General features: G+C 64.8%; 12 protein-coding genes and 1 pseudogene. 10 read left to right on the forward strand and 3 right to left on the reverse strand.

Annotated elements, in window-relative coordinates; all coding sequences use genetic code 11:
• The first annotated feature begins 77 nt into the window (after positions 1-77).
• The 9 genes and pseudogenes from V0R59_RS15455 to V0R59_RS15495 all read left to right on the forward strand — a co-directional run bounded on the left by V0R59_RS15455 (position 78) and on the right by V0R59_RS15495 (position 9,945).
• Positions 78-623 (forward strand): sigma-70 family RNA polymerase sigma factor, encoded by a 546-nt coding sequence (locus V0R59_RS15455; RefSeq protein ID WP_330075129.1) that lies wholly within the window; start codon positions 78-80, stop codon positions 621-623.
• Between the two features lies 1 nt (position 624).
• A complete protein-coding gene (locus V0R59_RS15460) occupies positions 625-1,599 on the forward strand; it encodes a FecR domain-containing protein (protein WP_330075130.1) in 975 nt (324 codons plus the stop codon).
• A gap of 93 nt (positions 1,600-1,692) precedes the next feature.
• The gene (locus tag V0R59_RS15465) at positions 1,693-4,152 is read left to right on the forward strand and encodes a TonB-dependent siderophore receptor (protein WP_330075131.1); all 2,460 of its coding nucleotides are present in this window, start codon (positions 1,693-1,695) and stop codon (positions 4,150-4,152) included.
• 148 nt (positions 4,153-4,300) lie between these two features.
• A pseudogene (locus V0R59_RS15470) lies at positions 4,301-4,619 on the forward strand (DHCW motif cupin fold protein).
• 4 nt (positions 4,620-4,623) lie between these two features.
• On the forward strand, positions 4,624-5,052 hold the full coding sequence (locus V0R59_RS15475; RefSeq protein ID WP_330075132.1) for an HIT family protein: 429 nt from the start codon (positions 4,624-4,626) through the stop codon (positions 5,050-5,052).
• A gap of 223 nt (positions 5,053-5,275) precedes the next feature.
• Entirely contained in the window at positions 5,276-5,749 is a 474-nt protein-coding gene (locus tag V0R59_RS15480; RefSeq protein WP_330075133.1) for a MarR family winged helix-turn-helix transcriptional regulator, read from the forward strand.
• A complete protein-coding gene (locus tag V0R59_RS15485) occupies positions 5,746-7,215 on the forward strand; it encodes an efflux transporter outer membrane subunit (protein WP_330075134.1) in 1,470 nt (489 codons plus the stop codon). The genes V0R59_RS15480 and V0R59_RS15485 overlap by 4 nt, the downstream gene beginning before the upstream one ends.
• Positions 7,216-7,225: 10 nt before the next feature.
• On the forward strand, positions 7,226-8,419 hold the full coding sequence (locus tag V0R59_RS15490; protein WP_330075135.1) for an HlyD family secretion protein: 1,194 nt from the start codon (positions 7,226-7,228) through the stop codon (positions 8,417-8,419).
• Complete coding sequence (locus V0R59_RS15495) at positions 8,416-9,945, forward strand: DHA2 family efflux MFS transporter permease subunit (RefSeq protein ID WP_330075136.1); 1,530 nt, start codon at positions 8,416-8,418, stop codon at positions 9,943-9,945. Before V0R59_RS15490 ends, V0R59_RS15495 begins: the two co-directional genes overlap by 4 nt.
• Positions 9,946-9,998: 53 nt before the next feature.
• Here the strand turns inward: V0R59_RS15495 and V0R59_RS15500 are convergent, their stop codons facing one another.
• The 3 genes from V0R59_RS15500 to V0R59_RS15515 all read right to left on the reverse strand — a co-directional run bounded on the left by V0R59_RS15500 (position 9,999) and on the right by V0R59_RS15515 (position 11,925).
• On the reverse strand, positions 9,999-10,280 hold the full coding sequence (locus V0R59_RS15500; protein WP_330075137.1) for a hypothetical protein: 282 nt from the start codon (positions 10,278-10,280) through the stop codon (positions 9,999-10,001).
• 398 nt (positions 10,281-10,678) lie between these two features.
• Complete coding sequence (gene lpxH / locus V0R59_RS15510) at positions 10,679-11,428, reverse strand: UDP-2,3-diacylglucosamine diphosphatase (protein WP_330075138.1); 750 nt, start codon at positions 11,426-11,428, stop codon at positions 10,679-10,681.
• The gene (locus tag V0R59_RS15515) at positions 11,425-11,925 is read right to left on the reverse strand and encodes a peptidylprolyl isomerase (protein WP_330075139.1); all 501 of its coding nucleotides are present in this window, start codon (positions 11,923-11,925) and stop codon (positions 11,425-11,427) included. The genes lpxH and V0R59_RS15515 overlap by 4 nt, the downstream gene beginning before the upstream one ends.
• A 239-nt stretch (positions 11,926-12,164) precedes the next feature.
• On the opposite strand from V0R59_RS15515, the gene V0R59_RS15520 reads away from it, so the two are divergent.
• Positions 12,165-13,865 carry a glutamine--tRNA ligase/YqeY domain fusion protein gene (locus tag V0R59_RS15520; protein WP_330075140.1) on the forward strand — a complete coding sequence of 567 codons (1,701 nt, stop codon included), beginning with the start codon at positions 12,165-12,167 and terminating at the stop codon, positions 13,863-13,865.
• Positions 13,866-13,874 lie beyond the last annotated feature (9 nt).

A 13,874-nucleotide genomic window follows, 5' to 3' on the forward strand; every position in this document is an offset into this window, starting at 1 on the left:
CAACCGATCAACCAATAATCGCACGCCGATGATAATGATTGTCTTTTGTCATGTATTCGCAGGTGTTCCCTTCCGCCATGTCGACCTCGCCGTGCGCTTCATTCGATCATCTCTATAACGAGCACCACTCTTGGCTGCGCCAGTGGTTGGGCCGGCGCCTGGGTTGCAGTGCCGACGCCGCCGACCTGGCCCACGATGCGTTCCTGAGGTTGTTGCTCAAACCGACGCAGCCCACCTTCGTCAATGGACTGGCAGCCCGTGGCTACCTGCGCAAGATCGCCAATGGCCTGTGCATCAACCTCTGGCAGCGCCGCGAAATCGAGCAGGCCTGGCTGGATGCCGTGGCGGCCCAGCCGCAAGGCTTCGCCGCTTCCGCCGAGCATTGCGCGGCCGTGCTGCAGGCGTTGCAGGAGGTCGGGCAGATGCTGATCGGCTTGCCGCACAAGGCCGCCCAGGCATTCGTCCTGGCGGTGGTGTGCCAGATGACCGACAAGGAGGTAGCCAGCGAACTCGGCGTGTCCGATCGCATGGTGCGCAAATACGTGGCCAAGGCCATGCTCGGTTGCCTGCAACTGGAAGTGGCCGCAGACGTCACGGCGTTGTGCGGCGAGGCAGACGCCTGACATGACCCGGCAACCGCCTTTCGAGGTCCTGGAGCAAGCGGCCGAGTGGTACGCGGAGTTGCGCTGCGGCGTCGCCGACACGGCCCGACAACAGGACTGGCAACACTGGCTGGCTGCCGACCCCATGCATCGCGTGGCCTGGGAAGCCGTGCGTGGCATCAGCCAGCGCTTCGAGCCATTGCAGCAACTGGCCGAGCGCCGCAGCACCGCAGACAGCCTGCTCGGTGCACACCAGCGGGTGCGCCGGCGGGCGGCGCTGCGCTGCTTCGCCGCGCTGGCCGGCGCGGGTGTGCTGTGGGCCAGTTGGCGCCTGACCCCTTTGCCACTCTGGGGGGCGGAATGGGTCGCCGACTATCGCAGCGGTACCGGTGAGTTGAAGTCCGTGCAACTGGCCGACGGTACCCACGTCTGGCTAAACACCCGTACGGCCTTCGATGTCGCCTTCAGCAGGAGGAGCCGCAAGGTGCACTTGCTCGTAGGCGAAATCCTGGTCGACACCGCTCACGACGCCCAGCGACCCTTCATCGTGCGTACCGCCCACGGCCGGATGCGTGCCCTGGGCACGCGCTTCAGCGTGCGGGTGGGCGACGACAGCACCTTGCTCTCGGTATTCGCGGGTGCGGTAGAGGTGACATTGCCAGGCACGGGCGAGACCCGGGTGATCGCGGCAGGTCAGCAACAGTCCTTCGGCACGCATCGACTGGAGGCTCCGGGCCGTGCCGACCTGGCCCGCCAGGCCTGGACCGAAGGCATGCTGGTGGCGGCGGATATCGAACTGGGCGAGGTGCTGGACGAACTGTCGCGCTACCACCACGGCTACATTTCGGTCAGCCCGCAAGTGGCCCGGCTCAAGGTGTTCGGCAACCTGCCGCTGCTGGATTTCGACAGCGCCCTGGCGATGCTTGGCTCATCGCTGCCGATCCGTGTCGAGCGACGACTGCCGTGGTGGACGACGGTCGGTCCGACTGATAACTGAAATTTCCTGCATGCGTGGTTCCGCTTTTCATCGCCTCGCCGGGTTAAGGGATGACAGCACATCCATTTCGCCCATCGGGACAAGGAACACATGATGCACCGTCCACTCCGCGCGCCGTTTTCTGCACGGCTGAGCTTTTCCGTCTGCCTGGCCAGCCTTGCGGCTGCCTCGGTTGCCATCGCGCCTTCGAGCGTCTACGCCGCCAGCCAGCATTACGCGATTCCTGCCGGGCCCTTGAGCCAGGTGTTGTCACGCTTCGCCGCAGAGTCGGGGGTGTACCTGGTAGGTTTGAGCGAGCTCGCCGAAGGGCGCAGCAGCCAGGGCCTGCAGGGCAGTTTCGACGTCGATGCAGGGTTCGCCATGCTGCTCTCCCAGACCGGTCTCACCGCCGAGATGACGGGTGCGCATCAGTACCGCCTGCGCGCCTTGGAGGGCAACACCCTCGAACTGGGCGCCACCAACGTCACCGGTGCCCTGTATCCGACGGTCGAGCCCGGCACCTCCTACACGGCACGTAGCATCGGCATCGGCAAGGGCGAACACTCCATCAAGGAAACCCCGCAGTCGGTGACGGTCATGACCCGCAAGCGCATGGACGACCAGAACCTCAACACCATTGACCAGGTAATGGAGCAGACGCCCGGCATCACCGTCTCGGGCTCGCCCATGGGCGGCAAGTATTTCTATTCCCGTGGCTTCAAGATGGACGCGCCTTTCCAGTACGACGGCGTCCCGCTGGACGTGGGTGGCAGCTATGTGCAGGCCAACAGCTTCAGCGGCGACATGGCGTTCTACGAGCAGGTGGAGTTGCTGCGCGGCGCCGCCGGCATGCTGCAAGGCGCCGGTACGCCGGCGGGCGCCGTCAATTTCGTGCGCAAGCGCGGCCAGGCCAGCCCCACCGCCAGCGTGACGCTGTCGGGCGGGACCTGGGACAACTACCGCAGCCAGGTCGATGTCGGCGGTCCGCTCAATGCGGCGGGCACCCTGCGCGGCCGGGCCGTGGTCGCCGAGCAGAAGCGTCGTTACTTCTACGACTATGGCAAGCGCGAAGACCAGCTGGCCTACGGTGCGCTGGACTATGACTTCTCGGACGACACCACCGCCGGCATCGCCCTGGCTTACGAAAAACTCCACGCCACACCCTGCTTTGGCGGCCTGCCGAGCTACAGCGACGGCTCGGACATCAAGCTCAAGCGCTCGACCTGCCTCGGCGCCAGCTGGAACCACTGGGACAGCGAGCGCACCTCGGTCTTCGCCGATGTGAAGCACCGCCTGAACGACGACTGGACTGCGCGCCTGGCGGGTGCCTACAGCCACAACCAGCAGGACATGAAGTACGTGCAGGGTATTGGTGTCGGCTACGTCACCCCCGGTGCGACATCCTCGTCGATCCAGTCGATTGCCGGCCTGTTCGACTACGATGCGGTCGACTACGGCTTCGATGGCTACCTGGACGGCAAATTCCGCGCCTGGGGCCTGGAGCACGAACTGACCGTCGGCGCCAATACCAGCTACTCCCACAGCCATGACCTCTGGGCGCTGGCCTTCATGCAGCAGCGCTCCGACGTATTCAATCCGACCCGTTTCATCGAGCCGAGCGACAGCTATATCATCGCCAACAGCTACCGCGGTGGCTGGCCGTATCCGTCGCGGACCACGGTCAAGCAACAGGGCGCCTATGCCAACCTGCGCCTGAAGCTGGCCGAGCCCTTGACCCTGGTGCTGGGCGGGCGGGTCAGCGACTGGCACTACAGCAACGATAGCCATGCTTATGGCGTGGCGCCGATCGACGAACGCCGTGAGACCGGCCAGGTGACGCCGTTCGCTGCCGTGCTGTTCGACTTGACGCCCAACCTCACGGCCTATGCCAGCTACGCCGACATCTTCCAGCCGCAGTCCTACACCGATGCCGACGGCAAGGTCCTCGAACCCAAGACCGGCACGAACTACGAGCTTGGGATCAAGGGCGAGTGGTTCAACGGCGCGCTCAATGGCTCGCTGAACCTGTTCCGCGCCTACCAGGAACACGCGGCGGTGGCGGTGAACGACAAGTCGATCTGCGCCTCGTGCTCGGTCGATTCCGGCAAGATCCGCGCCCAGGGCGTGGAAATGGAACTGACTGGTGCGCCGATCGAGCGCTTGCAACTGACGGCGGGCTACACCTATACCGCAACGGAAACACTGAGCCCGGTGCGCAACGCCAACGTGGCGGTGGGCAATGGCGACACCTACAACACCCTGGTGCCGCGTCACTCGCTGCGCGCCTGGGCCGACTACGGCTTGAGCGGCGACGCGAGCCGCTGGAGCCTGGGGGCTGGTGTCAACGCGCAGAGCGATATCTCCAGGCTTTCCGGCACGGTCAAGACCGAACAGCCGGGGTACGCGATCTGGGGCGCACGGGTGCAATACCAGATCGACCAGCACTGGGCAGTGGCGCTCAACGGCAACAACCTGTTCGACAAGGTGTACTACGCGACGGTCGGGGACCGTACGGGCGGGAACTACTACGGTGAGCCGCGCAACTACATGGTGACGTTGAAAGGCACGTTCTGAGGGGCGGGAAACGGACAGCATCAGCCTTGGCGGATGGTACACAGGCTGGCGGGAAATGAGCGTGTATGGCTGATTCCACAGCGATCTGTGCCTACCGATAACGCGGCCGTCCCGATAGGGTCCGGTCTTTGGACAAAGGAAGGCATCGATGAAGCTGGCAGACATTCCGTTCGGGACCACCGACTGGTCGACAATCGAGGCCACCGCCCACGCAGGAGAGGTGGTGGCGCACTCGCCAGTTCGCCGATATCCGTGTGCGGCTCGTTGAGTATTCCCCTGGATACCTGGCTGACCACTGGTGCCAGAAAGGGCATATCCTGCTGTGCCTTGAAGGCCAGCTCGATACCGAGCTGGAGGACGGTCGTGTCTTCACCCTGGTGCCCGGCATGAGCTATCAGGTTGGCGACATGGCGGAAGCTCACCGGTCATCGACCAGCACCGGTGCCAAACTGTTCATCGTGGATTGAGCCAATGTCCCTGATTACAGAACGTGTTGAACTTGCGCGCCGTGGCGCGAATGACAAGGTGATCTGCCGGATGCCCTCGGGCTGGGCGGTCATGGGTGATGTGCAGTTTCTCGAAGGGTACTGCCTGTTGCTTCCAGACCCTGTCGTTCCCAGCCTGAACGATTTGACCATCGAAGCGAGAGCGACCTATCTGCTCGATATGGCCCGACTGGGAGATGCGCTGCTTCAGGCCACGGGTGCGCTTCGCGTGAACTATGAAATCCTTGGAAACTCCGAGCCCGAGTTGCACTGCCATGTGTTTCCCCGCTATGCCAGTGAGCCGGAGGGCAAGCGCAAGATGCCGGTCTGGTTTTACGACTGGAAGTCGGCGCCTCCCTACGATGAAGCGCTGCACGGTAATTTGCGTGCGAGGCTTGCCCAGCTGTTGCTCTGATTGCAATGCCTGCACTTGATACCGACGCCCTGAGACGTTCACTGCCTCACGCTTGAGGCTATCCCGGGCGGGCGCTTCCGCCCGGGCAATACCTTCCTAAAACCCGACCACTTCGCTCGGCCTTTTATCGGCAAAATACCAAGCAACCTAACAAATGCCTGGACAATCATTGCCTAAGCAGACATATTTACTTACATCACTGCCTAAGCAGGGTTCTCCCCCGATGCAACATTTCACCCCGGAAAACTTCCAGACCTGCACCATCGGCTTGCTCCTGGGCCGCGCCGCGCTGGTCAAGGACCGCATTCTCGACCACCACCTCGAACCCTTCGGCGTCACCGCCGCGCAGTTCAAGGTGCTGATCATCGTCGCCCAGTTCGATGTCGATACCCCCGCCGAGCTGTCCCGCTACCTGAGCCTGGACAGCGGTTCGATGACGCGCATGCTCGACCGCCTCGAACAGAAAGACCTGATCGAGCGTCGCCGCTGCCCCGAGGACCGCCGCCAGGTGCGCATTGCGCTGACCCAGGAAGGCCAGAAACTCGCCAATCGCCTGCCGGAAATCGGCGCCCAGGCGATGAATGAGCTGGTCGGCGTGCTCGACCCGAGCGAGCTGGAAACACTTACCAGCCTGCTGACCAAGGTCCTGATCAATGCCGGCGACAGCGTCACCGCCCTGCGGGTAGGTGCGAAATGAACAAGGCCACCCTGAGCCTGCTGTTCGTCGCCCTGAGCCTCGCGGGCTGCGCCAGCTACGATGGTCTGTCGACCAGCGGCCAGCGCCTGGCCGCCAGCGACCTCAAGGCCGAGCAGACCCTGCAAGGCGTCACCCTGTCGCCGGCCGCCTGGCCGCAACCCGACTGGTGGCGCAGCCTCGGCGATGCCCAACTGGATGGCCTGATCGGCGAAGCCCTGCGCGACAGTCCGGACATGCAGATCGCCAGCGCCCGTGCCCACCAGGCCAGCGCCGCCGCGTCCGCCGCGGATGCCGCACGCATGCCGACCCTGGACGCCAGCGCTGGCGTCAGCCGCGCGCGCCTGGCCCGCGACCAGGACCCGAGCGGGCAGGGCGGGACTTACTCGACCGTGCGCAAGCTCGGCCTCGACTTCAACTACACCTTCGACCTCTGGGGCGGCCAGCGCGCCGCCTGGGAAGCCGCGCTGGGCCAGGCCCGCGCCGCCGAGGTGGATCGCCAGGCGGCCAGCCTGACCCTGGCCGCCGACGTGGCCCGGGCCTACAGCCAGCTGGGCCAGGCCTATATCGTCAACGACCTGACCCAGGAAGACCTCAAGCGCACCCGACAGATGCTCGACCTGGGCAAGCGCCGCCTGGCCGCCGGCATCGACAGCGACTACCAGTTGCAACAGACCGAAAGCCTTGCCGCCAGCTCGGAGGAGCAGGCCATCGCTGCTGCCAAGCAACTGCACAGCGCGCAGATCGCCCTGGCCGTGCTGCTTGGTAAAGGCCCTGACCGCGCCCGGCAGATCGCCCGTCCCAGCGTGCTCAAGCCTGGTGCGGTGGCGCTGCCTTCGGTACTGCCGGCCGAGCTGCTGGGCCGCCGTCCCGACCTGGTGGCCGCGCGCTGGCGGGTCGAGGCGGCGAGCAAGTCGATCGACGCCAGCAAGACGCGCTTCTACCCCAACCTCAACCTCAGCGCCGCCGCCGGTACCGAGGCGCTGCTGGGCGATGCGATCTTCGGCGCGCCGAGTCGCTTCCTCAGCATCGCCCCGACCGTGTCGCTGCCGATCTTCGATGGCGGCCGCCTGCGTGCCGACCTGGATGCCCGCGACGCCGACTACGACCTCGCCGTGGCCCAGTACAACAAGAGCCTGGTCAACGCCCTCGGCGAAGTCAGCGACAGCATCGACCAGCTTCGCGCCCTCGGCGAGCAGGTCGCCGCCAAGCAGCGCGCCGCCGATGTCGCCCAGCAGTCCTACGACACGGTGATGCAGCGCTACGGCTCCGGCATCGGCAACTTCCTCGACGTGCTGAGCATCGAGCAGCAACTGCTGCAGGCCCAGCGCCAGCTGGCCGAACTCAACGCCGAACGCATCGACCGCTCGATCCTGCTGATGCAGGCCCTCGGCGGCGGCTTCCAGGCCGATGCGGCAACCCAGCAACAGCAGGCCACGGCGACCTCGCCGGCCTCCCGTCATCCATAAGGTATTCGTCATGGCCACTACAACGGACACTGCCGCCAACGAGCAGGACGTCAACAACCAGCGCAAACGCAAGACCTGGCTGCTCGGCCTGCTGCTCATCGTGCTCGCCCTCGGCGCCGGCACCTGGGCCTGGCACGAACTCTACGGGCGCTGGAGCGAAAGCACCGACGACGCCTACGTCAACGGCAACGTGGTGGAAATCACCCCGCTGATCACCGGCACCGTGATCAGCATCGGCGCCGACGACGGCGACCTGGTCCACGCCGGCCAGGAACTGATCCGCTTCGACCCGAGCGATGCCGAGGTCGCCCTGCAGTCCTCCGAGGCCAAGCTGGCCCGGGCGGTGCGCCAGGTACGCGGCCTCTACAGCAACGTCGACGGGCAGAAGGCCCAGGTCGAGGCGCGCAAGGCCGAGCTGCAGAAGGCCCAGGAAAACTTCAACCGCCGCAAGACCCTCGCCGCCGGCGGGGCGATTTCCCAGGAAGAGCTGTCCCACGCCCGTGACGACCTGTCCTCGGCGCAGAGCGCCCTGGCCAATGCCAGGCAACAGCTCAACACCACCACCGCGCTGGTGGACGACACCGTGATCTCGTCCCACCCCGACGTGCGCGCCGCCGCCGCCGAGTTGCGCCAGGCCTACCTGAACAATGCCCGCACCACCCTGGTGGCACCGGTTACCGGCTATGTCGCCAAGCGCACCGTGCAACTGGGCCAGCGCCTGCAGCCGGGCACCGCGACCATGGCGGTGATTCCGCTGGACCAGCTGTGGATCGACGCCAACTTCAAGGAAACCCAGTTGCGCAACATGCGCATCGGCCAGCCGGTGGATATCACCACCGACCTGTACGGCAGCGACGTGAAGTTCAGCGGCACCATCGACAGCCTGGGCGCCGGTACCGGTTCGGCCTTCGCCCTGCTGCCGGCGCAAAACGCCACCGGCAACTGGATCAAGATCGTCCAGCGCGTGCCGGTGCGGGTGCACATCAACCCCGAGCAACTGGCCCAGCACCCGCTGCGCATCGGCCTGTCGACCATGGTCGACGTCGACCTGCACGACCAGAGCGGCCCGGTCCTGGCCCAGCAACCGCCGCAACAGGCGTCCTTCGCCACCCAGGTGTATGACCGTCAACTGGCCGAGGCCGACACCCTGATCGCCCGGTTGATCCACGACAACAGCGCCAGCGACAAGACTGCACAGCGATGAGCAACCAGGCCTCGTTCACCCCGCCGAGCCTGCTGCTGACCACCATCGGCCTGTCCCTGGCGACCTTCATGCAGGTGCTCGACACCACCATCGCCAACGTGGCGTTGCCGACCATTTCCGGCAACCTCGGGGTCAGCTCGGAGCAGGGCACCTGGGTGATCACCTCGTTCGCGGTGAGCAACGCCATCGCCCTGCCGCTGACCGGCTGGTTGAGCCGGCGCTTCGGCGAGGTCAAGCTGTTCATCTGGGCGACGCTGCTGTTCGTCCTGGCGTCGTTCCTTTGCGGTATCTCGCAGTCGATGCCGGAACTGGTGGGTTTCCGCGTGCTCCAGGGCGTGGTCGCCGGGCCCCTGTACCCGATGACCCAGACCCTGCTGATCGCCGTCTATCCACCGGCGAAACGAGGAATGGCCCTGGCGCTGCTGGCCATGGTCACGGTGGTGGCGCCCATCGCCGGGCCTATCCTCGGCGGCTGGATCACCGACAGCTACAGCTGGCCATGGATCTTCTTCATCAACATACCCATCGGCCTGTTCGCCGCCGCCGTGGTGCGTCAGCAGATGCGCACGCGGCCGGTGCAGACCGCCCGCCAGCCGATGGACTATATCGGCCTGCTGAGCCTGATCATCGGCGTCGGCGCCTTGCAGATCGTCCTCGACAAGGGCAACGACCTGGACTGGTTCGAGTCCAGCTTCATCGTCGTCGGCAGCCTGGTCTCGGTGGTGTTCATCGCCGTGTTCATCATCTGGGAATTGACCGACAAGCACCCGGTGGTCAACCTGCGCCTGTTCGTCCATCGCAACTTCCGCATCGGCACCATCGTGCTGGTGGGCGGCTATGCCGGGTTTTTCGGCATCAACCTGATCCTGCCGCAGTGGTTGCAGACGCAGATGGGCTACACCGCGACCTGGGCCGGACTGGCCGTGGCGCCGATCGGCCTGCTGCCGGTGCTGATGTCGCCCTTCGTCGGCAAGTACGCGCATCGCTTCGACCTGCGCCTGCTGGCCGGCCTGGCGTTCCTGGCGATCGGCCTGAGCTGCTTCATGCGTGCCGAGTTCACCCATGAGGTGGACTTCCAGCACGTGGCCATGGTGCAGCTGTTCATGGGCATCGGCGTGGCGCTGTTCTTCATGCCGACCCTGAGCATCCTGCTCTCGGACCTGCCGCCGCACCAGATCGCCGACGGCTCTGGCCTCGCGACTTTCCTGCGGACCCTTGGCGGCAGCTTCGCGGCGTCGCTGACCACCTGGATCTGGATCCGCCGTGCCGACCAGCACCATGCCTACCTGAGCGAAAGCATCAGCACCTATGAGCCGGCGACCCGCGAGGCGCTGCAGCAACTGGGTGGGGCAGGGGGCGCGTCGTACCGGCAACTGGAGCAGATGCTCAGCAGCCAGGCGTACATGATGTCGACGGTGGACTACTTCACCCTGATGGGCTGGGTGTTCGCAGGATTGATCCTGCTGGTATGGCTGGCCAAGCCGCCGTTCGCGGCGAAGGCGGGGCCTGCTTCAGGCGGGCATTGAGGCAAGGAGGGAACTCCCGGGCGCGCGATCCATGCGCCCGGGAGTGGAGCCACTTAGTCGAGCAGCAGTGGCTTGATGCCGGTGAGAACCGGATTGCCTTTGAGCGGCGCGTATACATCGACGGCTACGCGGCGGACTTGCGGGTGGCCAGGGATGGTCTGGTCGGCGACGTACTGGTAGTTGGTACCGTTGACGACTTGAGAACGCACCTCCAGTGCCTTGTAGGTCGCGCCGATGAGGTGCTTGGTGACCTCCGCGAAGATTTCCTTTTCCTTGGCATCCAGCGGGTGAAGAGCAGTCCAGCCACCAACGACGACTTTTTCTTGAGCGGTCATGCGGTTTATCTCCCTATAAAGTTCCTACTCATCTGGCTTTTCGGATATCGCCCCGTCTATTCCAATGGTTTCCGGCATCCATGTTCGCGGTGTCCATAGTGTGAAGCAGTTCACAGAGAGGCAATAAAATAGCACCGGCAATCCTGCTGTCTGTCCGTTTAAGACCTTTCTTTGCGTAGGTGAATAGCTATTTGACATGATCGGTGGATGAACAATGTCCCTGGGCATGTCCCCGGGATTCGACTGCCTCGATGCGATGCCTGGAGCTCTCCGCCGATTTGCTGGCCGAGCAGGCCAGCGTCACCGGGCTGGTGATGGATTGTGGTGTGGCTTCAGGCACCTGGGGCGGTTCTCCGAGGGCTATCGCCAGTGCTTCGGCGAGTTGCCATCGGAAACCTTCAGGCGGCGGGGAGCCTGGGCGCGGGCACGAAATCGAACGGGGCCAGCTGGAAGCCCTGTTCATCCACCTGCAGCGCCCAGCCCTGGCGGTCCCAGTCGCCGAGGACGATGCGCCGGGCGGCGCTGCCGTCGTCGAGGGTCAGCTTGTGGATCGCCGGCCGGTGGGTATGGCCATGGACCAGGGTGCGCACACCATGCTTGAGCATGATCCGTGGCACTTCCTCGGCGGTGACATCGATGATGTCGTTGGCCTTCATGCGCGTCTGCGCCTTGCTCTCGCTGCGCAGCTTGCGTGCCAGCTTGCGCCGGGTGGACAGCGGCAGGTGGCGGAGGATCCACAGGCTCAGCGGGTTGCGCAGGGTGCGACGCAGCTTCATGTAGGCCTCGTCGCGGGTGCACAGGCTGTCGCCGTGCATCAGCAGCACCGGCTCGCCGCCCATCTCGACCACGCTGGGGTCCTTGAGCAGGGTACAGCCGGCGGCCTTGCAGAAGGCCTTGCCGATCAGGAAGTCGCGGTTGCCGTGCATCAGGAAGATCCGCGTGCCGCTGTCGCTAAGCTGGCGCAGCGCCGCGCAGATGGAGGCCTGGAACGGCGTCATGCCGTCGTCGCCGATCCAGGCTTCGAAGAAGTCGCCGAGGATGTACAGGGCCTGTGCGTCCCGGGCGCGGGTGACCAGCAGATCAAGAAACGCCCGGGTGATGTCCGGGCGTTCTTCTTGCAGGTGCAGATCGGAGATCAGCAGTATCACTCAATGATCTCGGCTTTCTCGATGACCACGTCGTCCTTCGGCACGTCCTGGTGGCCAGCCTTGGAACCGGTGGCGACCTTCTCGATCGCATCGACCACTTCCTGGCCTTCGGTCACTTCGCCGAACACCGCGTAGCCCCAGCCCTGCACGTTCTTGCCGCTGTGGTTGAGGAAGCCGTTGTCGGTGCCGTTGATGAAGAACTGCGCCGATGCCGAATGCGGCTCCATGGTGCGGGCCATGGCGATCGAGTACTTCTTGTTCGGCAGGCCGTTGTCGGCTTCGTTCTGGATGCTGGCGCGGGTCTTCTTCTGGCTCATGTTGGCGTCGAAACCGCCGCCCTGGATCATGAAGCCCTTGATCACGCGGTGGAAGATGGTGCCGTCGTAGTGGCCTTCTTTCACGTACTGGACGAAGTTTTCCACGGTTTTCGGGGCTTTTTCGCTGTCCAGTTGCAGGACGATGTCGCCGTGGTTGGTGCTCAGTTTGACTTTGGCCATGCTGGAATTCGCTCTCTCAAGGCATGTGGGAAAGGAGGGTGCGCTAGCGCGTTATAGACCCTGACGCCGGCTTTGGCGTCGGCGATACGTTGATCGCGGGGATTTTTTTGCCGAAGACCGCCGATATTGGGGCCGGTTTGTCGGCGCGGTGCTGTCGGCGGCGCGACGGCTTCGGCTATGATAAGCGCTTTGTTTCACGCGGCCTACCCGCGCCGCACACCGGAATGCCAAGGATCCTAATGAGCAAGCCCACCGCCGACACCGCTCCCAATGCCGCCAAAGGCGCGCCTGCCGTCCCCGTCAACTTCCTGCGCCCGATCGTGCAGGCCGACCTGGACGCCGGCAAGCACAGCAGCATCGTCACCCGTTTCCCCCCAGAGCCCAACGGTTACCTGCACATCGGCCACGCCAAGTCGATCTGCGTGAACTTCGGCCTGGCCCAGGAATTCGGCGGTGCCTGCCACCTGCGCTTCGATGACACCAACCCGGCCAAGGAGGACCAGGAGTACATCGACGCCATCCAGGAAGACGTCAAGTGGCTCGGTTTCCAGTGGACCGGCCCGGTGCGCTACGCCTCGGAATACTTCGACCAGTTGCATGACTGGGCCGTCGACCTGATCAAGTCGGGCAACGCCTACGTCTGCGACCTGACCCCGGAGCAGGCCAAGGAATACCGCGGCAACCTGACCGAGCCAGGCCGCAACAGCCCGTTCCGCGAGCGCAGCGTCGAGGAAAACCTCGACCTGTTCGCGCGCATGAAGGCCGGCGAGTTCAAGGACGGCGAGCGCGTGCTGCGGGCGAAGATCGACATGGCCTCGCCGAACATGAACCTGCGCGACCCGATCCTCTACCGCATCCGTCATGCCCACCACCACCAGACCGGTGACAAGTGGTGCATCTACCCGAACTACGACTTCACCCACGGCCAGTCGGACGCCATCGAAGGCATCACCCACTCCATCTGCACCCTGGAGTTCGAAGGCCACCGTCCGCTGTACGAGTGGTTCCTCGACCACCTGCCGGTGCCGGCCAAGCCGCGCCAGTATGAGTTCAGCCGCCTCAACCTGAACTACACCATCACCAGCAAGCGCAAGCTCAAGCAACTGGTGGACGAGCAGCACGTCGAAGGCTGGGACGACCCGCGCATGTCGACCCTGTCCGGCTTCCGTCGCCGCGGCTACACCCCGGCGTCGATCCGCAACTTCTGCGAGATGATCGGCACCAACCGTTCCGACGGCGTGGTCGACATGTCCATGCTCGAATTCAGCATCCGCGACGACCTCGACCGCACCGCCCCGCGCGCCATGTGCGTGCTGCGTCCGCTCAAGGTGGTGATCACCAACTACCCGGAAGGCCAGGTCGAGCAGCTCGAACTGCCGCGCCATCCGAAGGAAGACATGGGCGTGCGCGTCCTGCCGTTCGCCCGCGAGCTGTACATCGATCGCGACGACTTCATGGAAGAGCCGCCGAAGGGCTACAAGCGCCTGGAGCCTGCCGGTGAAGTGCGCCTGCGTGGCAGCTACGTGATCCGCGCCGACGAGGCGGTCAAGGACGCCGACGGCAACATCGTCGAGCTGCGCTGCTCCTACGACCCGGACACCCTGGGCAAGAACCCCGAGGGCCGCAAGGTCAAGGGCGTGATCCACTGGGTCCCGGCCGAAGGCAGCGTCGAGTGCGAAGTGCGTCTGTACGACCGTCTGTTCAAGGCGGCGAATCCGGAAAAGACCGCCGATGGCGGCACCTTCCTCGACAACATCAACCCTGATTCGCTGCAGGTGCTGCGTGGTTGTCGTGCCGAGCCATCGCTGGGCGCCGCCCAGCCAGAGGACCGCTTCCAGTTCGAGCGCGAAGGCTACTTCTGCGCCGACCTGAAAGACTCCCGTCCAGGCCAACCGGTATTCAACCGCACCGTGTCCCTGCGTGACTCCTGGGGCAGCTGAGGAAATTTC

Source organism: Pseudomonas ulcerans (assembly GCF_036324125.1).
Taxonomy (GTDB): domain Bacteria; phylum Pseudomonadota; class Gammaproteobacteria; order Pseudomonadales; family Pseudomonadaceae; genus Aquipseudomonas; species Aquipseudomonas ulcerans.